The sequence below is a fragment of the Alistipes sp. CAG:268 genome, assembly GCA_000434235.1.
Lineage (GTDB): Bacteria > Bacteroidota > Bacteroidia > Bacteroidales > Rikenellaceae > Alistipes > Alistipes avistercoris.
This window is the reverse complement of sequence record FR891971.1, coordinates 1-23,449: the sequence shown is the minus strand read 5'-3', so window position 1 is coordinate 23,449 and position 23,449 is coordinate 1. Positions and strand designations below refer to the sequence as shown.

At 63.4% G+C, this 23,449-nt stretch carries 21 protein-coding genes; 18 read left to right on the top strand and 3 right to left on the bottom strand.

The window, feature by feature from the left end; all coding sequences use genetic code 11:
- Window positions 1–180 precede the first annotated feature (180 nt).
- The 6 genes from QZL63_RS01490 (at window position 181) to QZL63_RS01465 (ending at window position 6,715) form a co-directional block, all read left to right on the top strand.
- On the top strand, window positions 181–2,241 hold the full coding sequence (locus tag QZL63_RS01490) for a S8 family peptidase (protein ID WP_022307587.1): 2,061 nt from the start codon (window positions 181–183) through the stop codon (window positions 2,239–2,241).
- 25 nt (window positions 2,242–2,266) lie between these two features.
- The gene (locus QZL63_RS01485) at window positions 2,267–3,055 is read left to right on the top strand and encodes a DUF1573 domain-containing protein (RefSeq protein ID WP_022307586.1); all 789 of its coding nucleotides are present in this window, start codon (window positions 2,267–2,269) and stop codon (window positions 3,053–3,055) included.
- A 38-nt stretch (window positions 3,056–3,093) separates the two neighbouring features.
- Window positions 3,094–3,567, top strand: coding sequence for a lipocalin family protein (locus QZL63_RS01480; RefSeq protein WP_022307585.1), 474 nt, complete (start codon window positions 3,094–3,096; stop codon window positions 3,565–3,567).
- Between the two features lie 185 nt (window positions 3,568–3,752).
- The gene (locus tag QZL63_RS01475) at window positions 3,753–4,520 is read left to right on the top strand and encodes a lipopolysaccharide kinase InaA family protein (protein ID WP_022307584.1); all 768 of its coding nucleotides are present in this window, start codon (window positions 3,753–3,755) and stop codon (window positions 4,518–4,520) included.
- Between the two features lie 240 nt (window positions 4,521–4,760).
- Window positions 4,761–5,606, top strand: coding sequence for a prephenate dehydratase (locus QZL63_RS01470; RefSeq protein ID WP_022307583.1), 846 nt, complete (start codon window positions 4,761–4,763; stop codon window positions 5,604–5,606).
- 23 nt (window positions 5,607–5,629) lie between these two features.
- Window positions 5,630–6,715, top strand: a complete 1,086-nt coding sequence (locus QZL63_RS01465; protein WP_022307582.1) for a bifunctional 3-deoxy-7-phosphoheptulonate synthase/chorismate mutase type II — start codon at window positions 5,630–5,632, stop codon at window positions 6,713–6,715.
- On the opposite strand, the gene trhA is transcribed toward QZL63_RS01465, so the two are convergent.
- The gene (gene trhA, locus QZL63_RS01460) at window positions 6,709–7,365 is read right to left on the bottom strand and encodes a PAQR family membrane homeostasis protein TrhA (RefSeq protein WP_022307581.1); all 657 of its coding nucleotides are present in this window, start codon (window positions 7,363–7,365) and stop codon (window positions 6,709–6,711) included. The two genes, QZL63_RS01465 and trhA, sit on opposite strands and share 7 nt — an antisense overlap.
- An 82-nt stretch (window positions 7,366–7,447) precedes the next feature.
- Here trhA and QZL63_RS01455 point away from each other — a divergent pair, with 82 nt between their 5' ends.
- From QZL63_RS01455 to argH, 9 genes are all read left to right on the top strand, one after another.
- Complete coding sequence (locus tag QZL63_RS01455; protein ID WP_022307580.1) at window positions 7,448–9,652, top strand: RelA/SpoT family protein; 2,205 nt, start codon at window positions 7,448–7,450, stop codon at window positions 9,650–9,652.
- Between the two features lie 52 nt (window positions 9,653–9,704).
- Window positions 9,705–10,325: a GNAT family N-acetyltransferase gene (locus QZL63_RS01450; protein ID WP_022307579.1), complete on the top strand. Its 621-nt coding sequence runs from the start codon at window positions 9,705–9,707 to the stop codon at window positions 10,323–10,325.
- Between the two features lie 146 nt (window positions 10,326–10,471).
- On the top strand, window positions 10,472–11,674 hold the full coding sequence (gene argG / locus QZL63_RS01445; RefSeq protein ID WP_022307578.1) for an argininosuccinate synthase: 1,203 nt from the start codon (window positions 10,472–10,474) through the stop codon (window positions 11,672–11,674).
- Complete coding sequence (gene argC, locus QZL63_RS01440; protein ID WP_022307577.1) at window positions 11,671–12,633, top strand: N-acetyl-gamma-glutamyl-phosphate reductase; 963 nt, start codon at window positions 11,671–11,673, stop codon at window positions 12,631–12,633. The genes argG and argC overlap by 4 nt, the downstream gene beginning before the upstream one ends.
- Before the next feature lie 35 nt (window positions 12,634–12,668).
- Window positions 12,669–13,793, top strand: coding sequence for an aspartate aminotransferase family protein (locus tag QZL63_RS01435; RefSeq protein WP_022307576.1), 1,125 nt, complete (start codon window positions 12,669–12,671; stop codon window positions 13,791–13,793).
- Window positions 13,790–14,746: an N-acetylornithine carbamoyltransferase gene (locus tag QZL63_RS01430; protein WP_022307575.1), complete on the top strand. Its 957-nt coding sequence runs from the start codon at window positions 13,790–13,792 to the stop codon at window positions 14,744–14,746. The genes QZL63_RS01435 and QZL63_RS01430 overlap by 4 nt, the downstream gene beginning before the upstream one ends.
- Complete coding sequence (argB, locus tag QZL63_RS01425) at window positions 14,743–15,513, top strand: acetylglutamate kinase (protein WP_022307574.1); 771 nt, start codon at window positions 14,743–14,745, stop codon at window positions 15,511–15,513. Before QZL63_RS01430 ends, argB begins: the two co-directional genes overlap by 4 nt.
- Window positions 15,514–15,559: 46 nt before the next feature.
- Entirely contained in the window at window positions 15,560–16,648 is a 1,089-nt protein-coding gene (locus tag QZL63_RS01420) for a M20 family metallo-hydrolase (protein ID WP_022307573.1), read from the top strand.
- Complete coding sequence (gene argH / locus QZL63_RS01415) at window positions 16,617–17,927, top strand: argininosuccinate lyase (RefSeq protein ID WP_022307572.1); 1,311 nt, start codon at window positions 16,617–16,619, stop codon at window positions 17,925–17,927. The genes QZL63_RS01420 and argH overlap by 32 nt, the downstream gene beginning before the upstream one ends.
- A 94-nt stretch (window positions 17,928–18,021) precedes the next feature.
- Here the strand turns inward: argH and efp are convergent, their stop codons facing one another.
- Both efp and QZL63_RS01405 read right to left on the bottom strand, forming a co-directional pair.
- Window positions 18,022–18,588: an elongation factor P gene (gene efp / locus QZL63_RS01410; protein WP_022307571.1), complete on the bottom strand. Its 567-nt coding sequence runs from the start codon at window positions 18,586–18,588 to the stop codon at window positions 18,022–18,024.
- 128 nt (window positions 18,589–18,716) lie between these two features.
- On the bottom strand, window positions 18,717–19,289 hold the full coding sequence (locus QZL63_RS01405) for a polysaccharide deacetylase family protein (RefSeq protein ID WP_022307570.1): 573 nt from the start codon (window positions 19,287–19,289) through the stop codon (window positions 18,717–18,719).
- Window positions 19,290–19,482: 193 nt separating this feature from the next.
- Here QZL63_RS01405 and QZL63_RS01400 point away from each other — a divergent pair, with 193 nt between their 5' ends.
- From QZL63_RS01400 to QZL63_RS01390, 3 genes are all read left to right on the top strand, one after another.
- A complete protein-coding gene (locus tag QZL63_RS01400) occupies window positions 19,483–20,526 on the top strand; it encodes a DUF4837 family protein (RefSeq protein ID WP_022307569.1) in 1,044 nt (347 codons plus the stop codon).
- Window positions 20,527–20,583: 57 nt separating this feature from the next.
- Complete coding sequence (gene cls / locus QZL63_RS01395) at window positions 20,584–21,999, top strand: cardiolipin synthase (RefSeq protein ID WP_022307568.1); 1,416 nt, start codon at window positions 20,584–20,586, stop codon at window positions 21,997–21,999.
- Window positions 22,000–22,035: 36 nt separating this feature from the next.
- A partial coding sequence (locus QZL63_RS01390) for a hypothetical protein (RefSeq protein ID WP_290585494.1) occupies window positions 22,036–23,449 on the top strand: 1,414 nt, incomplete at its 3' end.

Here is a 23,449-nt window from a genome sequence, read left to right as displayed (position 1 = left end):
CCCTACACGCTGGTCTTCTCGCAGGAAGGCAAGGACAAGGACGGCAAGACGGCCGGATTCTCCAACGAGCCGATCAACCTGGACGACTATTACAAATTCTACGAAGGGAAGAAATATCTCGATCCGAACAAACAGTAACGGAGCGGAATTTCCGAACGCTTAACACAGTACGATTAGGATATGAAAAAAACCATATACGGCATCTGCACCGCAGCGCTGCTCGCCTTCGGTGCCTGCACGAACGAAGAACTGCCTACGCCCGGCACGACCGAACCCGAAGGCTCGGAGGAGGTGAAACCCGTATCGGGCGAGGTGCTCGTGAAATTCAAGAGCTACGTGAGCGACATCCTCGATCAGACGGTCGTCAAGACCCGATCGGGGGCGCCGGCCACCCGCTCGGGCATCCTCTCCGTCGATGAGGTGCTCGACCTGGTGGGCGGTTACGAGATCGAACGGGTCTTCCCGGTGGACGAACGCACCGAGGAGCGGACCCGCGAGGCCGGACTGAACCTGTGGTACGTGGTCCGCTTCAACGAGGACTACACCGTCGAGCAGGTGATCGAACGACTCGCGCCGCTGGGCGAGGTGCAGTACGCCACCCCGAACCGTCAGATCAAACGCTCGTACGACCCCACCCGCAAGGCCATGCCCCTGACGCGCGAGACCCTCGAGGCCATCAAGCGGCAGACGCGTGCCACGCAGGGCGAGTATCCGTTCAACGACGAGCTGATGGTCAAGCAGTGGAACCTGATCAACCGCGGCGACCTGTTCACCGGCACCGAAGCCTGCGAGGTGTCGCGGAGCGTCGTCGGAGCCGATGTGCAGTGCGAAGAAGCATGGAAACTCTCGACGGGCGATCCTTCGATCATCGTTGCCGTGCTCGACGAGGGCGTCTGCCAGACTCACCCCGAGCTTCGCGACAACATCTGGACAAACGAGGATGAGATCGACGGTTCGAAGAAGGACAACGACGGCAACGGATATGCCGGAGACATCCACGGATTCAACTTCGTGACCAACACGGGCATTATCACGTGGGACGACCTGAACGACACGGGCCACGGTACGCACGTGGCCGGCGTGATCGCCGCACAGAACGACAACGGCGGCATCGGCTCGATCGCGGGCGGCACGCCCGACAAACCGGGTGTAAAGATCATGTCGTGCCAGATCTTCGCGGGCAATGCCGGAGGAAACTCCATGTCGTCGGTCAAGGCCATCAAGTATGCGGCCGACAACGGCGCGGTTATCCTGCAGTGCAGCTGGGGCTACACCTCGGGAACGGCCAACAGCTACGAGTGGGGAACGCCCGGCTACGCCGACGAGGAGCAGTGGGAGACGCTCGCCCCGCTGGAAAAGGACGCGCTCGACTACTTCACCCACAATGCCGGATCGCCCAACGGCCCGATCGACGGCGGCATCGCGGTCTTCGCCTCGGGCAACGAATACGCCAACTCGGCCGGATTCCCCGGCGCTGCCAGCATGTGCGTGTCGGTAGCCGCCACGGCAGCCGATTTCACGCCGGCGACCTACACCAACTACGGCCCCGGCACAAACATCTCCGCACCGGGCGGCGACCGCGACTACTACTGGGACTACGGTGAAGGCGCCCTGCGCGGCGAGGCGGGCTGTGTCTTCTCGACGCTGCCCTACAACGTCAGCGAAACCGGCTTCGGATACATGGAGGGAACGTCGATGGCCTGCCCGCACGTTTCGGGTGTCGTCGCGCTGGGTCTCTCCTATGCGGCACAGCAGCGCCGCCACTTCACGGCCGACGAGTTCAAGAAACTGCTCTACGAAACGGCAACCCCGATCGACGAGTACATTCAGGGCACGAAGTTCTACTACCGCTACGCCTACGACCTGGGCTACACCAACCCGACGCAGATGATGCTGTCGAACTATACGGGCCAAATGGGCGTCGGCCAGGTCAATGCCAAGCGGCTGCTCGATGCCATCGCACAGAACGGCACGCCGATGCGGTTCCCGAACCTCTACATCCCGCTCGACGGCGAGGTGACGACCCTTCCGGCAACCTTCTTCCTCAACGGCGAGTCGCTCACCTACACCGTGTCCATCGAGAACCAGGCGGTCGCCACGAGCCGCACGGAGGGTGCGAAAATCATCTTCTCGGGACTCAAAGAGGGCTCTACGAAGGCCTCGATCGCAGCCAGCGACGGTACGACCCACAACTTCAACATCACGGTCCGCAAGTCGGCAAGCGGCAGCGGCTGGTTGTAACGGAATGAACCGCAGCGGAAAAATAATGATGCTCTGCCTCGGAGCGCTGTGCGCGGCCTTCGGCCCCGCACAGCTCCGGGCGCAGGTGCCGCCGATCCCGCAATCGCTCCGCGACAGCATTGCCAACCCGCCGAAAGCGGAACGGGGCGATGAGGTCATGCGCTTCGAGACGACGCACATCGACATCGGACGGATCAACGAGGACGACGCTCCCATCGAAAGTACGTTCCGGTGGGAGAACACGGGCGACAAGCCGCTGGTGATCACCCGCGTGGAGACGACCTGCGGATGCGCACGGCCCGACTACGAACGACGCCCGGTCCTGCCGGGCGAGGAGGGGACGCTGAAGGTTACCTACCATCCGAAGCGTCATCCGGGAAGTTTTCACCGCCGGATCTTCGTCTTCACGCAACTGTCAGACAAGCTGCCGACGGCGATCCTGGAACTGACGGGACAGGTTACGCCCTCCACGCTGCCGACGGCCGACTATCCCTACGCAATGAATACCCTGCTGCTCAAGCAGCGGAGCATACGGATCGCCGGAACGCAGATACAGACCGAACGCATCGAGTGCCTCAATGCGGGACAGACGCCCCTGCACATCACGGCCGACACACTGTTGCTGCCTCCCTACATCCGGTTCGAATGCGACCCCGAGACAACACCTCCGGGTCGGACCTGCGACCTGGTCTTCCGCTTCCGGCCCGAACTGGCCCCGGAACGGCTTCCCGACCAGGTGCCCGTCATCCTGCAGGGGCTGGATCTCCCGCCAAGCCAGAGCACGGTACGCATCCTGATCGGAACAGGCCGCTGACGGAATACTGATTTGACAAAAAACAAAACGAGAATACCATGAAAAAATTCCTGAAATTCGCCGTTCTCTCGCTGGCAGCCATCACGATGTGCGCCTGCGACGACGACAAATCGTACGTTGATCCCGGACTGGAGGTCACGCCCCACAACCTCTCCGGCACGTGGCAACTCGCCGAATGGCAGGGTGCTCCGCTGGCCGAGGGCAGCTTCGTCTACATCGAACTCACCCGCAAGGACCAGCTCTTCTCGATGTACCAGAATCTGGACAGCGCCCTCCCGCGCGAACTCACGGGCCGCTTCGCCATCACGACCGACGAGGCGCTGGGTTCGATCATCATGGGCCAGTACGACTACGGCATGGGCGACTGGAACCACCAGTACATCGTCACGGACCTCGATGCCGACTCGATGGTCTGGACAGCCAAGGACAACCCCGAGGACGTCTCGCTCTACGTTCGCTGCGAGTCGATCCCCGACGAAGTGACCGGAGACTCGGGCAGCGGGGAGGAGTAGCTGCCGCGAGTACGCCGCCGGCCGCCGGCGACGGATATCCGCAGAAAAGGGATTACGGACTTTTCCGTAATCCCTTTTTGCTGCTCCTGAATGCTTTTCGTCCGAAAGGGCAACTACAGCGCCTTATTGAACAGCGCACGGGAGGTATTCCGCCGTAACTTTGCACCCGAAACAAACAATCCGCCATGCGTCTGCATCTTGATCCGAGCCACAAAGGGCTGCACGAATTCGTAAAAAAACACCCCACCCTGTTCGAGCGGGGCGAAGGGACGGTGCTGCACGCCGGGCGCAATACGATCCGACTGCTCGCCCAGGAGGGCGAACTGCTGGCTGCCAAACGATTCAGACAACCCGGAGCCCTGCAGGGAATACTCTATGCACACATACGCCGCAGCAAGGCTCGGCGCTCCTTCGAACACGCCGTACGGCTCATCAGCCTCGGCATCGGGACGCCGCAGCCGGTTGCCTGGAGTGAATACCGCCGAAAGGGGCGTCTGACAGACAGTTTTTACGTCTCCCGCTACTCCGACCTCAAACCGTTGTCGGAGTTCGCAGCCCGCTTCCCCGACACCGCGAGCCGGCCGGTTCTCGACGCCTTCGCCCGCTTCGTCGCGGAACTCCACGAGAAGGGGATCGACCACCGCGACTTCAACCAGGGGAACATCCTCTGCGGATACAGCCCCGAGGAGGGACAATGGCGATTCGAGCTCATCGACATCAACCGCATGCGGTTCCTCGACAGGCCGCTCACCCCGCGCCAGTGCATGATCAACCTGCGCCGGCTCTCCTGTCCGGCCCCAGCCTTCCTCTACATCCTGGACCGTTATGCCGAGATCCGCGGCTGGAATATCGACGACACGCTGCTGCGCGGCATCTTCTTCCGCCTGGCATTCGGTCGGCAACGGGCCCTCAAGAAACGCTTCCTGCGCAGAAAAAAACCTGCATCCGTTTAAAAATCGGCCGCCGCGTTTGGATTATCAAAATATTTCACTATATTTGTCCCCGACTAAGACAACACATGTCATGCGTTTACACGGCTTTGCATCCTATTTTTATTTCTTTTTCTTTTACGGCAAGAGAAAAAGCGGGATCGCATGCGCATAAACGGATGTAGTGAAAAATAGAATTGACAAGCATGAGGAAATCCCGCTCTTTGGAGAGCGGGATTTCCTTTTTTACACACCGAACGCAGGATGAAACGAATCGCCATACAGGGCATCGCCGGATGTTTCCACGACACGGCCGCCCGCAATTTCTTCGACGGAGAGCGGATCGATACCCTCCCCTGCCCGAGTTTCGACGAGCTGTTCGCCCGCATGGAGACCGACCGGGACCTGCTGGGCATCGCAGCCATCGAAAACACGATCGCAGGCAGCCTGCTTCCGAACCACGAACTGCTGCGGCTGAGCAGCGCCCGTATCATCGGCGAGCAGAAGCTCCGGATCTCGCACGTCCTTGCAGCCCTGCCCGGACAGCGGATCGGGGAGATCCGCGAGGTCCACTCGCATCCGATCGCCCTGATGCAGTGCGGCGAATTTCTGAAGGCCCATCCCGAAATGAAGGCAGTTGAGCGCGACGATACGGCCGGGAGCGCCCGGGAGATCGCCCGGGAGGGGCTCTCCGGCACGGCCGCCATCTGCGGAGCCGAGGCCGCCGAAAGCTACGGGCTCGAGATCCTCGAGCGCGGCATCGAGACCAACCGCCACAACTTCACGCGCTTCCTGCTGTTGGCCAACGAGAGCCGCGTCGCAGAGTTCGTCCACCCCGAGCGGACCGACAAGGCCTCGCTGCTCTTCACTCTGCCCCACACCCAGGGAAGCCTCTCGAAGGCGCTCACCGTCCTCTCGTTCTACGACATCAACCTCACGAAAATCCAGTCGCTGCCGATCGTCGGCCGCGAGTGGGAATACCGCTTCTACGTCGATGTCACATTCGCCGATCCGGAGCGTTTCCACCAGGCCGTCGAGGCCGTACGCCCGCTGACGAGCGGCTTCCGCATCCTCGGCGAATATGCCGAATGTCCCAATCCGAAAATCTGAAAAACCGAAAAAGACGCAATACCATGAACGACATCCAACCCATCGCACTCCCGGGGATCGATCCCCGCAGGCCGCTGGTCATCGCAGGACCGTGCAGCGCCGAAACCGAAGAACAGGTGATCGAAACGGCCCGCGCACTGGCCGCCGAGGGCGTCCGCATCTACCGTGCAGGGCTCTGGAAACCGCGCACGAAACCCGGAGGTTTCGAAGGGGTCGGAGCCGCAGGAATCCCGTGGCTGCAGCGCGTCAAGCGCGAAACGGGCATGTACACCGCTACGGAGGTCGCCACGCGCGAACACGTCGATATGGCCCTGCGCGGAGGCGTGGACCTGCTCTGGATCGGCGCGCGGACGGCGGCCAACCCATTCGCCATGCAGGAGATCGCCGACGCGCTCCGCGGGCGGGATGTACCTGTGCTGGTAAAGAACCCCGTCAGCCCCGACCTCGAGCTCTGGATCGGCGCCATCGAACGCATTCACAACGCCGGCATCCGCCGTCTGGGGGCCATCCACCGCGGCTTCACCTCCATCGACCGGAGTCTCTACCGCAACCACCCGATGTGGGCCATCCCGATCGAGCTCCACCGCCGCCTCCCGAAACTCGAGATCTTCTGCGATCCGAGCCACATCGGCGGACGCCGCGAGCTGATCGCCCCGCTCTCGCAGCAGGCCATGGACCTCGGGTTCGACGGACTCGTCGTCGAGGCCCACTGCTCGCCCGACTGTGCCTGGAGCGACAAGGCCCAGCAGGTGACTCCCGAAGCGCTGGCCTACATCATCCGCAACCTGGTGATCCGCGAGCAGAGCGTCACGACCGAGAGCCTCACCGAACTGCGGGCCCAGATCGACAAGATCGACGACGAACTGCTCGAACTACTCGCCCGACGGATGCGCGTCTCGCGCGACATCGGACAGTTCAAGAAGGAGCACAACATGCCCGTCCTGCAGGCACAGCGCTACGAGGAGCTGCTCGAAAGACGGGCCGGACAGGCCGTGCGGCTGGGCATGGAGCGCGAGTTCATGCGCACGGTCATGCAGGCCATCCACGAGGAGTCGGTGCGGCAGCAGATGGAGGTGCTCGGCCAGCAGCCGGCCCCGAAGCATCAATAGAGGAAGAAGACGATTCCGGTGAAGTGGGCGGCCACCGCCAGGTTGATGAGCAGGTGCCACACAAGGTGGTGGTAGCGGAATCCCTTGCGGGCATAGACCCAGGCCCCGCCCGTATAGAGCACACCGCCCAGGGCGATGAGCCAGAGCAGGGCCGTCGAGGCGTGGCGGATGAAGAGCGGGAGGAAGAAGACGATGGTCCACCCCATGACCAGGTAGATCGTAAGGCTCACGGCCGGGATCGAACGCCGCGAGAGCGACTTGTAGAAGATGCCGAAAAGCACCATCGCCCACTGCACGACGGCGATCACGATGCCCTGCCAGCCCCCGATGACCGAGAGGGCGATGGGGGTGTAGCTGCCGGCAATGGCCACGTAGATGAAGATGTGGTCGAGGATGTGGAACACCTCCTTGTGGCGCGACTGCGGATTCATCGAATGGTAGAGCGTCGAGGCGAGAAACATCAGGAAGATCGAGATGACGAACACCGAGACCGAAACGGCCGCCAGCACGGGCTCGGTATCGTGTGCATAGGCCCATACGGCGGCAAACGGCAGGGCCGCGAGCGTCGCACAGGCCATCACGCCGTGCGAAAGGGTGTTGGCGATCTCCTCGCCCAACGTGGGGATGTACGGGAGTTTTTTCCGGCTCATGGACAATCGTATGGGTTCGACATGCCAAATTTATAATATTTTTTCTTATCTTTGCTCGCAAGGTTAGTAAGAGGTTAAACAAATGGACTTTTCACGCTACGAATCACTGCGTGCGCTGGTGCGCACCAACTTCTCACCGACGACCCGGGAGCTCGTCGATGAGGCGCTGGCGTATGCCGGGGAGCATCTGGCAGGAGTCTGCCGCTACGACGGCTCACCGATGCTCGACCACGCCGTCAATGTGGCGAAGATCGTCATCTCGGAGATCGGCCTGGGCCGCAACTCCACCGTCTCGGCCATCCTCCACGATGTCGTGCGGCTGGCCCACAAGCAGCTGCCGGCCGAGGAGTTCCTCCGTCTGACGGAAGAGATCCGCGCGCATTTCGGCGAGCAGGTCGTGGGCATCACCATGGGGCTGGCCAATATCTCCGAACTGAAGCTCAAGGTGGCCAAGGAGCAGGCCGACAACTTCCGCGACCTGATCGTGAGCTACTCCGAAGACCCGCGCGTGATCCTCATCAAGCTGGCCGACCGTCTCGAGGTGATGCGCTCGCTCGACATCTTCCCGCGCGAGAAATGGCGCAAGAAAAGCTGGGAGTCGATGAACCTCTACGCACAGATCGCCCACAAGCTGGGCCTCTACGGGATCAAGAGCGACCTGGAGGACATTGCCCTCAAGTACCTCGAACCGAAGGACTACGAACACATCGTCACCAAACTCGAGGAGAGCGCCGACGAACGCCGGGCCTTCATCGCACGCTTCGTCGTGCCGATCGAGGAGCGGCTGCAGCGGCTCGGCATCCGCTACCACATCAAGAGCCGCACCAAATCGATCTTCTCGATCTGGTCGAAGATGCACAAGCAGCACGTCCCCTTCGAGGGCGTCTACGACATCTTCGCCATCCGCATCATCATCGACTGTCCGCCCGAGGAGGAGAAACAGCTCTGCTGGACGGCCTACTCCGTGGTGACGGACTTCTATACGCCCAACCCCAACCGGATGCGCGACTGGATCTCGATTCCCAAGTCAAACGGCTACGAGTCGCTGCACACGACCGTCTCGGCCGAAGGACGCTGGGTCGAGGTGCAGATCCGCACCGAACGCATGGACGCCGTGGCCGAGCGGGGTATCGCCGCCCACTGGCGTTACAAGGGCGTGGGACAGGGGGCCCAGACCAGCGAGCAGTGGCTCAGCCGCCTGCGCGAGCTGATGGAGGACACGACCCACTCGCTGGCCCAGCGTTTCGACGCCAAGCCGGCTTCGGGCGAGATCTTCGTCTTCACGCCCAACGGCGATCTGCGCAAGCTCCCCGAGGGGGCTTCGCTGCTCGACTTTGCCTTCGATATCCACACCAACCTCGGCTCGACGTGTGTGGGCGGCAAGGTGAATAACCGCGCGGCCTCGCTCCGCGAACTGCTGCACAACGGCGACATCGTCGAGATCCTCACGCAGAAGAACCAGACGCCCAAGGCGGACTGGCTGAACTTCGTGATCACGTCGAAGGCGCGCAACAAGATCAAGTCGTTCCTGCGCGAAGAGCAGGCCAAGCACACGCGCATGGGCCGCGAGGAGCTCGAGCGGAAGCTCAAGAACTGGAAACTGGCCATCACGATCGACGAGGCCGTAGCCTATCTGGCCCGCCACTTCAAGGTGCGGACCGGAACGGAGATCTATGCCCTGATCGCCACGCAGAAACTCGACTTCGGGACCATCAAGGAGCTGCTCCTGCGCCACCTCTCGGGCGAAGCCGACGAGGAGCGCCGCGCCGCAGCCGCCGAGATCGAACGGCAGAAGGCGGCCCAGCATGCCGCGAAGGAGCCGGCCGCCGCATCGCACGACGCGCTGGTGATCGACGACGACATCTCGAAGATCCAGTACAAGCTGGCCCGCTGCTGCAACCCGATCAAGGGCGACGAGGTCTTCGGCTTCGTCACGATCAACTCGGGCATCACCATCCACCGGACGGACTGCCCGAATGCCAAGCGCATGCGCGAGAACTACCCCTACCGCGTGGTGGAGGCCCGCTGGCGGCAGTCGGCCGAAGGGGCCTTCCGCGTCACGATCCGCATCGTGGCCGCCGACACGACGGGCATGGCCAACCACATTACCGAAGTCATCAGCCGCGACCTGAAGCTCAACATCCGGTCGATGAACTTCCAGTCGGCCGCAAACGGATGCGTTGTCGGCACGGTAGCCGTCGAGGTGCCCGGTGCGGGGGTCGTCGATACGCTCGTGCACCACATCATGCGTATCAAGGGCGTACAGCGAGCCTACCGCATCAACTGATGCAATTCCATCCGAACCTATTTTTTTATTTTATTTCCCACACAATCGATAGATGAATAACAACACAATCAGCGTCGTTTTCGCCGATTCGTCGCATGCCCACTATGCACCGCGCATCTGTGAGCTGATCTACGAGTCGGCCCTGCAGCGGGGCACGGGCATCGCCAAGCGTTCGCCCGAATACATCGCCGCAAAGATGACCGGTGGCAAAGCCGTCGTGGCGCTGGACGGAGAGAGACTGGTCGGGTTCAGCTACATCGAGTGCTGGGGTCACGGCGATTTCGTCGCCACCTCGGGACTTATCGTGGACCCCGAGTACCGCCACATGGGACTCGCGGAACAGATCAAACGACGAACCTTCGAGCTGGCCCGACGACGATTTCCCTACGCCAAGTTATTCAGTATCACCACGTCGTTGCCGGTCATGAAGCTCAACTCGCGCATGGGATACGTTCCGGTGACCTTCTCCGAGCTGACCGAGGACGAGGAGTTCTGGCAAGGCTGCCAAGGATGTTGCAACTACGACATCCTCGAACGCAACCACCGACGGATGTGCCTCTGCACGGGCATGCTCTACGACCCGGCCAAGGAGCCGCAGCAGCGGCACTCCCGACTGGCCCCCTACCTGATGTACGTGAAGAACAAGTTCAAGAAGGTCTTCCACCTGAAGTAGGGCCGAGCCGGCCGGAAGGCCGGAAGATGCCGCGCCGGATTCCGGCGACCGCTCCCGAGGGAGGGTCCGGCGCCCCGCAACCGCTCTGCGGCGGAAGGGCGACAGCCGGAAAACAAGAACAAACAACGAAAAAAACGAAACGCGATATGGAAAAGAAAAAAGTGGTTCTGGCGTTCAGCGGCGGGCTGGACACCTCGTTCTGTGTGAAATACCTCTCCGAGGAGAAGGGATATGACGTCTATACGGCCATTGCCAACACGGGCGGCTTCTCGAAACCCGAGTTGGAGCGGATCGAGCAGCGGGCCCTGGAGCTCGGCGCCGTGAAGCACTCCACGCTCGACATCGAGCAGGAGTACTACGAGAAGAGCATCCGCTACATGATCTTCGGCAACGTGCTGCGCAACGGCACCTACCCCATCTCGGTGAGCTCCGAGCGCATCTTCCAGGCCATTGCCATCATCGAATACGCCAAGCGGATCGGAGCCGACGCCGTAGCCCACGGCTCGACCGGTGCGGGCAACGACCAGGTGCGCTTCGACCTGACGTTCCAGATCCTCGCCCCGGAGATCGAGATCATCACCCCGACGCGCGACATGACCCTCACGCGCGAATACGAGATCGACTACCTGCGCAGGCACGGCTTCACTGCCGACTTCAAGAAGATGGAGTATTCGATCAACAAGGGGCTGTGGGGCACCTCGATCGGCGGCAAGGAGACCCTCCGCTCGGAAGAGACGCTCCCCGAAGAGGCCTACCCGAGCCAGATCACGGCCCAGGGCGAGGAGCGCCTGACCATCGCCTTCGAGCAGGGTGAGATCGCGGCCGTGAACGGCACCCCCTATACCGACAAGGTCGAGGCGATCCGTGCCGTGGAGGCCATCGGCTCGCGCTACGGCATCGGCCGCGACATGCACATCGGCGACACGATCATCGGCATCAAGGGCCGCGTAGGCTTCGAGGCCGCCGCCCCGATGCTCATCATCGCCGCACACAAGATGCTCGAGAAGCACACGCTCACCAAGTGGCAGCTCTACTGGAAGGACCAGGTGGCCACGTGGTACGGCATGTTCCTCCACGAAGCGCAGTACCTCGAGCCGGTCATGCGCGACATCGAGGCGATGCTCGACTCCTCGCAGCGCAACGTCACGGGAACCGTCGAGCTGATCCTCCGCCCGCGCAACTACACGCTCGTGGGCGTCAGCTCGCCCTTCGACCTGATGAAGACCGACTTCGGCGAGTACGGCGAGGTGAACAAGGCCTGGACGGCCGACGACGTGAAGGGCTTCACGAAGATCCTCGGCAACCAGATCAAGATCTACTACAACGCCCAGAACCGCAACAAGAAATGATACGCGCCGGCATCATCGGAGGCGCCGGCTACACGGCCGGCGAGCTGATCCGCCTGCTGGTGAACCATCCCCGGGCGGAGATCGGGTTCGTACACAGCACGTCGAACGCCGGCAACCGCGTGGCCGATGTCCACGGCGGGCTGGAGGGCGACACGGAGCTGCGGTTCTGCGACGCCTACGACCTCGGCGAGGTCGATGTCCTGTTCCTCTGCTCGGCACACGGCGAGAGCCGCAAGTGGCTGGCCTCGCACGACCTGCCGCAGGAGCTGCGGATCGTGGACCTCGCGCAGGACTTCCGCGACGAGTCCGAGGGGTTTGTCTACGGTCTGCCCGAACTGCAGCGAGACCGCATCCGGGAGGCCCGCCGCGTGGCCAATCCGGGTTGCTTCGCCACGGCAATCCAGCTGGCTCTGCTGCCGCTGGCCGCCGCCCGCCTGCTGCGGGACGAAGTGCACGTCACGGCCATCACGGGATCGACCGGCGCCGGGGTGAAGCCCTCGGCAACGACCCATTTCAGCTGGCGCACGGCCAACGTCTCGGTCTACAAGGCCTTCACACACCAGCACCTGCTCGAAATCGGGCGCACGCTGCAGCGGCTCGAACCGGCATTCGACCGGGCCGTGAATTTCATCCCCATGCGCGGCGACTTCGCGCGGGGCATCCTGGCCAGCGTGCACACCTCCTGCCCGCTCGGCGAGGAGGAGTTGCGGCAGCTCTACGCCGACTACTACGCCACGGCGGCCTTTACCCGTGCAACCGAACGCAGCGTCGATCTCAAGCAGGTGGTCAATACGAACAAGGCGCTCGTGCAGCCGGCTCGCTACGGCGACAAGGTGCACGTGGTCTCGGTGATCGACAACCTGCTGAAGGGGGCCTCGGGCCAGGCCGTGCAGAACATGAACCTGATGTTCGGCCTCGACGAAAAGGAGGGGCTGCGCCTGAAGGCCTCGGCCTTCTGACGCACACGAACCGACAAACGAAACACAGGAAACAGATGAAACTCTTCGATGTATATCCACTCTATCCGGTGGAGCCGGTGCGCGGCCGGGGCTGCTTCGTTTACGACGCCGCCGGGACCGAATACCTCGACCTCTACGGCGGACACGCCGTGATCTCCGTCGGACACGCCCATCCGGACTACGTGCGCGCGGTCTCGGAGCAGGTCGCCCGCCTCGGGTTCTACTCCAACTCGGTGGAGAATTCGCTCCAGCAGCGGCTGGCCGAGAAGCTCGGCCGCCTCTCGGGCTACGACGACTACCGCCTCTTCCTCTGCAACTCGGGGGCCGAGGCCAACGAGAATGCCCTGAAGCTCGCCTCGTTCCACACGGGCCGCGCCAAGGTGCTGGCCATGGGCAAGGCCTTCCACGGCCGCACGTCGGGGGCCGTGGCCGCCACGGACAACCCCGCGATCTCGGCTCCGTTCAACCGCACACCGAACGTGGAGTTCGTCCCGCTGAACGACCTTGAGGCGGTTCGCGAGAAACTCGCCACGCGGGAGTTCGCCGCCGTGATCGTCGAGGGCATCCAGGGCGTCTCGGGCATCCACTGCCCGACAGACGACTTCCTGCGCGGCGTGCGCGAGGCGGCCACCGAGACCGGCACGCAGCTCATCCTGGACGAGATCCAGTCGGGCTACGGCCGCACGGGACGCTTCTTCGCCCACCAGGAGGCGGGCATCCGTCCCGACCTGATCACCGTGGCCAAGGGCATGGCCAACGGATTTCCCATCGGGGGCGTGCTGATCGCGCCCCATTTCGAGGCCCGCGCCGGCATGCTCGGGACCACCTTCGGAGGCAACCACCTGGCCTGCGCCGCAGCGATTGCCGTGCTCGACATCATCGAGCGCGAAGGGCTCGTGGAGAACGCCGCCTCGGTCGGCAGCTACCTGCTCGGGGAGCTGCACGCGATGGCGAGGCTCCGGGAAGTGCGGGGCCGCGGCCTGATGATCGGCATCGAAATCGACGGCTCGGGAGCCGAGCTGCGCCGCCGGCTGCTCTTCGACCGACACATATTCACGGGAGGCGCAGGCGCCTCGACCGTCCGGCTGCTGCCGGCGCTCTGCCTGACCCGCGACCTGGCCGACCGGTTCCTCACGGCATTCAAAGCAATCCTACGATGAAAAAGTTCACTTGCGTACAAGATATCGGCGACCTGCACGCTGCCGTCGCCGAGGCGCTGGAGATCAAGCGCAACCGATTCCAATACTCGGGGCTGGGCCGCAACCGCACGCTGCTCATGCTCTTCTTCAACTCGAGCCTCCGCACGCGGCTCTCGACCCAGAAGGCGGCGATGAACCTCGGCATGAACGTCATGGTGCTGGACGTCAATCAGGGGGCATGGAAACTCGAGACGGAGCGCGGCGTGGTGATGGACGGCGACAAGGCCGAACACCTTCTGGAGGCCATTCCGGTCATGGGTTCCTACTGCGACGTGATCGGCGTGCGCTCATTCGCCCGTTTCCGTGACAAGACCGAGGACTACGAGGAGCGCGTGCTCGAGCAGTTCATCCGCTACTCGGGACGCCCGGTCTTCTCGATGGAGGCCGCCACGCGCCACCCGCTGCAGAGCTTCGCCGACCTGATCACCATCGAGGAGCACAAGCGCACCGAGCGCCCGAAGGTCGTGATGACCTGGGCGCCGCACCCCAACGCCCTGCCGCAGGCCGTGCCCAACTCGTTCGCCGAGTGGATGAACGCCGCGGGCTACGACTTCGTCATCACCCATCCCGAGGGCTACGAGCTCGACCCGCAGTTCGTCGGATCGGCCCGCGTGGAGTACGACCAGCGCAAGGCCCTCGAGGGCGCCGACTTCGTCTATGCCAAGAACTGGGCGGCCTACGCCGACCCCAACTACGGCAAGGTCCTCTCGCGCGACCGCGCCTGGACCGTCGATCGGGAGAAGATGGCGCTGACCAACGATGCCTTCTTCATGCACTGTCTGCCCGTGCGGCGCAACATGATCGTCACGGACGAGGTGATCGAGTCGCCGCGCTCGCTGGTGATCCCCGAGGCCGCAAACCGAGAGATCTCGGCCCAGGTGGTACTCAAACGGCTGCTGGAGGGACTCGCATGAAGGAGGGGATCACGGTCGTGAAGATCGGCGGCAACGTCATCGACGATGCCGCCGCGTTGAAACGCTTTCTCGGGGAGTTCGCATCGCTTCCGGGCCGAAAGATCCTCGTTCACGGCGGCGGCAAACTCGCCACACGGCTGGCCGAGCGGCTCGAACTGAAGGTCCGCATGGTCGAGGGGCGCCGCATCACGGACAAGGGAATGCTCGACGTGGTGACGATGGTCTACGCCGGGCTGGTGAACAAGCAGATCGTCGCCGGACTGCAGGCCGCCGGCTGCAACGCCATCGGCCTCTCGGGTGCCGACGGGAACATCGTCACGGCCCGCCTCCGTTCGCCCGAACCGATCGACTTCGGATTCGTCGGCGACATCGAACGGGTCGATTCCGACCTGCTGGGCCGCCTGCTGGAGACGGAGCTCACGCCCGTCTTCCCGGCCATCATGCACGACGGCTGCGGGACGCTGCTCAACTGCAATGCCGACAGCGTCGCCTCGGCCGTGGCGCTCGGCGCCGCACGCCTCGCCCCGACCGACCTGGTCTACTGCTTCGAGAAACGCGGCGTGCTGCGCGACCCGGACGACGAGCAGTCGGTCATTGCCGAGATCACGGCGGAGAGCTATCCGCCCCTCAAGGCCGACGGAACGGTGAGCCGGGGAATGATCCCGAAGATCGAGAATGCCCTGAAGGCCGTCGGGCAGGGGGTGCGGAGCGTCACGATCCGCAGTTCGGAAGGGCTCGGCGACGGTTCGGGAACCGTCATCCGATAACATCCGCGGGGCCGCGCCCCGCGCACGACAGGAACACACGACAGAGATGCAGACACGAACCTCGGAAGCCGTCGGGCTGCTGCGCCGACTGATCGCCACTCCCTCGCCTTCGCGCGACGAAGCACGGACGGGGGATCTGCTCCACGCTTTCCTCACGGAGCGGGGCGCCCGTCCCGAACGGCTCCACAACAACATCTGGGCACGCAGCGAAGGGTTCGACCCGGCGCGGCCCACGCTGCTGCTCAACTCGCACCACGACACGGTGCGGCCTGCAGCCTCGTGGACGCGCGACCCCTATATGCCGGCAATCGAGGGCGACCGCCTCTACGGACTGGGCAGCAACGACGCCGGGGCCTCGGTCGTGGCGCTCACGGAGGCGTTTCTCGCCCTGCGCACGCGGGAGTTGCCCTTCAACCTCCTGCTGGCCCTCACGGCCGAGGAGGAGTGCATGGGCGAGCACGGCATCCGGGCCCTGCTGCCTGAACTGGGGCGCATCGACCTGGCCGTGGTGGGCGAACCCACCGGGATGCAGGCCGCCGCCGGAGAGCGTGGCCTCGTGGTCCTCGACTGCACGGCACACGGCCGGAGCGGCCATGCGGCGCGCGGCGAGGGGATCAACGCCCTCTACATCGCACTGGAGGACATTGCACGGCTGCGCGGCTTCCGCTTCGAGCGTGAATCTGCGCTGCTGGGACCGATCGGCCTGGCCGTGACGCAGATCGAGGCCGGCACGCAGCACAACGTCGTGCCCGACACCTGCCGGTTCGTCGTGGACATCCGGACCACCGACGCCTACACCAACGAGGAGACGGTCGAGCTGCTCCGTGCGGCGATCCGCTCCGAGGCTGTACCCCGCTCGACGCGCATCCGGGCCGTCGCACTCGACGACCACCATCCCCTGATGCGGGCCGCGCGGGCCACGGGACGCACCGCATTCGTCTCGCCGACGACCTCCGACCGCACGCTGATGCCCTTCCCGGCCCTCAAGATGGGCCCGGGCGAGTCATCGCGGTCGCACGCCGCCGACGAATACATCCGCCTGGCGGAGATCGAGGACGGGATTGCCGTCTACATGGATTACATCGAACATTTAGCGAAAGAATATGGCTGGAAAACTTTGGGACAAGGGATTTGAACCCGACACGATGATCGAGGAGTACACCGTCGGCCAGGACCGCGAACTCGACCTGCGGCTGGCGCGCTACGACGTCGAGGGATCGCTGGCACACATCGCCATGCTCGAGAAGATCGGCCTGCTGACGGCCGACGAGCTGCGGCGGCTCACCGACGGACTGCACGAAATCGCCGCGGAGATCGAGGCCGGGCGCTTCGAGATCGAACCCGACACGGAGGATGTCCACTCCGAGGTCGAGCTGCTGCTCACCCGCCGGCTGGGCGACGTAGGCAAGAAGATCCACTCGGGACGCTCGCGCAACGACCAGGTACTGGTCGATCTGAAACTCTTCCTGCGCGACGAGCTGCAGGGCATCGCCCGCGACGTCCGCACGCTCTTCGACCGCCTGCAGGAGCAGAGCGAGCGCTACCGCGAGGTGCTGATGCCGGGATACACCCACCTGCAGATCGCCATGCCCTCGTCGTTCGGACTCTGGTTCGGGGCCTATGCCGAAACGCTGGTGGACGACATGCGGATGCTCGCCGCAGCGTGGCACATCGCCAACCAGAACCCGCTGGGATCGGCCGCCGGATACGGCTCCTCGTTCCCGCTCGACCGCACGATGACCACGCACCTGTTGGGATTCGAGACATTGCACTACAACGTCGTGGCGGCGCAGATGAGCCGCGGAAAGAGCGAACGCGCGGCAGCGGCAGCCATCGCCGCCGTGGCAGCCACCGTCGGGCGCATGGCCATGGACCTCTGTCTGTTCATGAGCCAGAACTTCGGCTTCGTCTCGCTGCCCGACGAACTGACCACCGGGTCAAGCATCATGCCCCACAAGAAGAACCCCGACGTCTTCGAGATCATGCGCGGCCGCTGCAACCGCCTGCAGGCGCTGCCCAACGAGATCGCCCTGCTGACGACGAACCTCCCGGTGGGCTACCACCGCGACCTGCAGCTCCTGAAGGACATTCTCTTCCCGGCGACTGCGGAGATCCGCCGCACGCTCCGCATGGCCGACTTCATGCTGGCCCGCCTGAAGGTGAACGACCGCATCCTCGACGAGAGGAAGTACGACTATCTGTTCACCGTCGAGGACGTGAACCGGCTCGTGCTGCAGGGCGTGCCTTTCCGCGAAGCCTACCGCCGGGTCGGCATGGCCGTGCAGCAGGGAGAGTACCGCCCCACGCGCGAGGTGCACCACACCCACGAGGGGAGCATCGGCAACCTCTGCACGGCGGAGATCCGCCGCAAGATGGAGACCGTCATGCGGGAGTTCGAGACCCCGGGCATGTAATCACGCCTGTCAAAAAGCGAAACACCCCGGACATGCAGTTGTCCGGGGTGTTTTGTTTCGGAACCCTAAAGTTCCAAAAGCTGTCGTGCCGCGACTACTTGATACGCTCGTAGTACTCGCGCGTACGGGTATCGACGCGGATCTTGTCGCCCGTGTTGATGAACAGCGGTACGCGGATCGTGGCTCCGGTATTGACCGTTGCCGGCTTGAGCGAGTTGGTCGAGGCCGTATCGCCCTTGATGCCCGGCTCGGTGTAGGTCACCTCCATGTCCACGATCGGGGGAAGCTCGGCCGAAAGGACGGTCTCCTTCTCGGTGTGGAACATCACCTCGACGATCTGGCCGTCGGCCATCAGGTCGTAGTTGTTGATCAGGTTCTTGTCGATGTTGATCTCCTCGAAGGTCTCCGTGTGCATGAAGTGCATGCCCAGGTCATCCTCGTAGGTGAACTGGTAGGGACGGCGCTCGACACGCACCGGCTCGATGCGCGCTCCGGCCGAGAAGGTGTTGTCCAGCACGCGGCCGTTCTCGAGGTTCTTGAGTTTCGTGCGCACAAAAGCGGGGCCCTTGCCCGGCTTCACATGCTGGAAATCGACGATCTGGAACGTCTTGCCGTCCAGCTCGATGCACATGCCGATCTTGATATCTGCAGTAGTTGCCATAAGGTTATTGTTTTTATAAGAATTTTCGCGGGCACAAAGTTAGAAAAAAATTCCCAATATTCCTATTCCGACCCGGTTACACGCAACACGGCCACATGCGGCGCCTCCGCACACCGGCACGGCGCCGGTCAGAGTTCGATGGCCTTGCACCGGAGCCCCATCTGGCGGATCTTCTCGAGCGTCCGCGGCAGGGCGTAGCGCATGTTGCGGAAAGCCTTCTCGCTGTCGTGGAAAACGACGATGGCTCCCGGGGCAAGATACTTCGTGACGTTGCGAAGGCAGGTCCGGGGCGAGAGCTTGCGGTTGTAGTCGCGCGAGATGATGTCCCACATCACCAGTTTGTAGCGCTGGCCCAGAAAACGGGCCTGCGCCGGGGTGATCTGCGCATAGGGAGGACGGAACAGCTCACTGTGGATCAAGTCGTTGGCAAAATCGACATCCTCCGTATAACGTTCGAGGCTCATGCCCCAGCCCTTCTGGTGCGAATAGGTATGGTTGCCGATCCGGTGTCCGGCATCGAGGATCCGCCGGTACAGGTCGGGGTACATCTCGACGTTCTTACCCAGCACGAAGAAGGTTGCCTTGGCATCATACTTGTCCAGCGTCGAGAGAATCCACTCGGTGATACCCGGCGTGGGACCGTCGTCGAACGTAAGGAACACCCCGTCGGCATCGTCGATCTCCCAGATCAAGTCCGGCATGAGCCGCCGGATTATTTTCGGTGGTTTCAAACGCATGGCTTGCAAAAATAGTGATTTTCCGCACGATTCCGAAAAATATGCGTATATTTGTATGATTAACCCCGGGAACACGCCATCGGGCCAGGCCGAGGTACTCCGCCGAGTCTCTTCGACACCGTCCCGCATCGCATCTTCCACCAAGCGAAAACGGACCATGAAAACACTTCAGCGCATTGCCGCCGCGGCTCTCCTGGCCGCCATGCTCTCCGGCTGCAAGGCCTTCCACACCCTGACCGATGCCAAAAAGGACGCACAGGGACGTCCCTACGAACTGATCGTCGTCTGCCCGCAGCAGGAGTGGACGGGCGAAATGGGCGACTCGCTCCGCTCGATTCTTACTGCCCCGGTGCCCTACCTCAACCAGACCGAGCCACTCTTCGACGTGCTCCGCGTGACGGAGAGTTCCTACACGGGCATGATCGCCGACCACCGCAACATCCTGCGGATCGTGGTCGATCCCTCGCTCGAACAGGCCGCCACCGGCGTGGAATACGATCTCACGGCCTCGCCGCAAATCGTGCTGACGCTTCAGGGCCCCGACGACCGCAGCATCGTCGATTACCTCTCGGCCAACCGCGACAAACTCGTGCAGGTGCTCGAAAAGGCCGAGCGCGACCGCTCGATCGAAGCCAACAACAAGTTTTACAACCCGGGCATCCGCGACGCCGTCGAACGGATCTTCGGCGTGGATATGAAGGTGCCGAAGGGCTACGTGCTGGCCAAACAGGAGGAGGACTTCCTCTGGGCCCGCTACGAATACCCCACCGCCAGCCAGGGTTTCTTCGTCTACTCCTATCCCTACGAAGGTCCCGAATCGCTCACGCCCGAGGCTCTCGTCGCCGCACGCAACCGCTTTGCGGCACGCATTCCCGGCCCTTCGGACGGCTCGTACATGACCACCTCGGACGCCTTCGCTCCCGGCTACCGGATGTTCCGCCTCGAAGGACGCCTGTGGTGCGAACTGCGCGGATTCTGGGACGTGAAGGGTGATTTCATGGGCGGCCCGTTCGTCAGCTATACCACGGTCGATACGGAGAACAACCGTGTCTTCACGCTCGACTGCTACGTCTACGCCCCCGACCTGAACAAGCCCCGCAAGCGCAACTACGTGCGCGGGGTCGAGCACCTGCTCTACACCGTCACCTTCCCCGACCAGAGGCCGGCGAAGGCCCGGGACGGAGCCGCCGACCAAGAGTAACCATCCGCCGGTGGCTGCCGCAGCGTACCCCGCCGCGCCAACCCCCGCCCCGATTCCATGCAGCAGATCCTCACATACACGTTCCTCGTGCTCTACTCGGTGACGATTCTCGGCATCGTGCTGGTCATCATCACCGACAACCGGAACCCGCTGAAGACCCTGCCGTGGATCATCGTGCTGGTGCTGGCGCCCGTCGTGGGGCTGGTCTTCTACTTCTTCTTCGGGCAAAACCTCTCCAAGCAGCGCATCATCTCGCGACGGATGCGCAAACGCATCACCCTGCAGCTCGAGGAGGCCGAGCACGCCGCAGGCCCGGAAATTCCGAAGGCCTACCGTCCGCTGGCCCGCCTGCTGCGCACCACGAGCCATGCCGTGCCGCTCTACGGCAGCCGCATCACCCCCTACACCGACGGAAGCAGCAAAATGGAGGCTCTGCTCGGCGAGATCGCCCGGGCCCGGCACCACATCCACCTGCAGTACTACATCTTCTGCGACGACGAAACGGGGCGGCGCCTGCGCGACGCACTCGTGGAAAAGGCCCGGCAGGGGGTGCACGTGCGGATCCTCTACGACGACGTGGGATGCAGCGGCGTCCGCAAATCGTTCTTCGAGGGGATGCGCCGCGAAGGGATCGAGGTGCACGCCTTCCTGCACGTGAAGTTCCCGCGCTTCACCAGCAAGGTCAATTACCGCAACCACCGCAAGATCGTGGTCATCGACGGCCGCGTGGGTTTCATCGGCGGCATGAACATCGCCGACCGCTACGTGCGCGGCACGGAGTGGGGGTCGTGGCGCGACACCCACTTCCGGATCGAGGGCAGCGGCGTCGCAGGGCTGCAGGTCGCCTTCCTGAGCGACTGGTCGGCCACGACCAAACGGCACGTTTCGGGCTCGGAATACTTCCCCGCAGCACAACGCTACACGGACAACATCCTGCAGATCGTGGCCGGAGGGCCGCTCGGGAAGTGGCGGGCGCTGCTGCAGGCCGACAGCTACGCCGTGGCCAACGCCCGCCGCAGGGTATGGATCCAGACCCCCTACTACCTGCCGTCGGACGTCCTCAACACGGCGCTGCAGACCGCCGCGCTGGGAGGCATCGACGTGCGGCTGATGCTTCCCGCACGCTCCGACTCGAGACTGATCGACCTCGCCTCGCACTCCTATCTCGACGACATGATGCGCGCCGGGGTGAAGATTCTCTTCTACGAACCGGGGTTCCTCCACTCGAAGCTGCTGATCATCGACGACGGGCTGACCGTCATCGGATCGGCCAACATGGACTTCCGCAGTTTCGAGCACAACTTCGAGGTGAACGCCTTCATATACGACGCCGAGTTCACCTCCCGCATGTCGGCGATCTTCTCCGACGACGCGGCCCGATGCCATGCGGTGACCCCCGGCGAGTGGTTCCGCCGCCCCCGCCGGAGGCGCTGGGCCGAATCCTTCATGCGGGTCTTCTCGCCTCTGATGTGACACACCGAAATACAAACCGATAAAAACAACCCGAACATGAAACAAACTCTCCTCCCGCTGCTGGCCGCATGTGCAATGTGCGCATGCACGGCAACCCCCGAAGCATCGGACTACGCCGTCGTAGCCGGTCCCGGCATCGCCGACGATCCGCAATGGAACTCCGTCGTCGAGGCCCTCTGCGAAAGCCACCCGGGCGCCCGGGTGATCCACTACCGCGATACGGTCAGCGAAGCACTGCCCGCCCTGCGCGAAGCCGCACCCCGCTACGTGGCCTTCGTCGAGCAACCCGAACAGGTCGGCCGCGCCTACATCATCGCCCTGAACCGCATGAGCCGCGAGGTGGATGACGACATCTATGCCGACTACCTCTGGGGCGTCATCACGGGTTACGACGCCGAGGCTGCGCTGCGCATGGTCCGCGACGCCCGCGAACCGCTGGTCATCCGGAGCGCCGTGAGCACGCTGCGCGAGGTGGGCAGCGGCAAGTGGTTCGACTCGTTCGCCTATGTGGACGACCGCAATGCGGGGATCTGCGGCGAAAAGAAGCCCGGAGCCGACTCGGTAAGCCACTACCGCACGGAACGACTGCTCGAAGACGGACGCCCCGACCTGCTGCGGAGCTTCTGCGACTTCTATGCGGCCTATGACCCCGACCTGATCACCACGGCCTCGCACGCCACGGAGCGCAACCTCGAGATGCCCTTCTCGGTGGGCAACCTGCGGGCCCGCGACGGCGCCCTCTACGCCGACTTCCCCGAGGGGCCCGAGGCGCTCAAGGAGTCGGGCAAGCGCCGCGTCTTCCTTCCGATCGGCAACTGCCTGATCGGCAACGTGAACAACACGCGCGAGAGCATGGCCATCGCCTGGATGAACAGCGCGCATGCCTCGGCAATGGCCGGCTACGTCGTGCCGACGTGGTACGGGCGCAACGGATGGGGCGGACTGAAATACTGGCTCACGACCCCCGGACGCTACTCGCTCGCAGAGGCCTTCTACCTCAACCAGCAGGACATGCTGCACCAGATCGACTCGTGGGACCCCGAACTGTGCCGCAAGCCGTTCCCCTACGGTCCCGATGGTTTTGCCGAGGAGGATCTGGAGAAGGCCTCCGAAGTGGCCGGACGTGAACTTACGATCGATGAGCTGGGCTTTTTCTTCGACCGCGACGTGCTGGCCTTCTACGGCGACCCGGCATGGAACGTCCGGCTGAAGGAGCTCCCCGAGGAGAACGACTTCACCGTAACGGCAAGCACCGAGGGCGGACAGTATGTGCTGACCGTGACGACGTCCGAGAATTTCAGCGCCGAACGGATGGCCGGAAGCCACTTCAAGGAGGAGCACGTGAAGGATCTGCCCTTCAGCTACTTCTTCCCCGAGCGGCTGAAGAATCCCCGCCTGGCCGAGGGCGAGACGTGGGATGCGGCCGTGGACGAGAACTTCCTGCTGATCT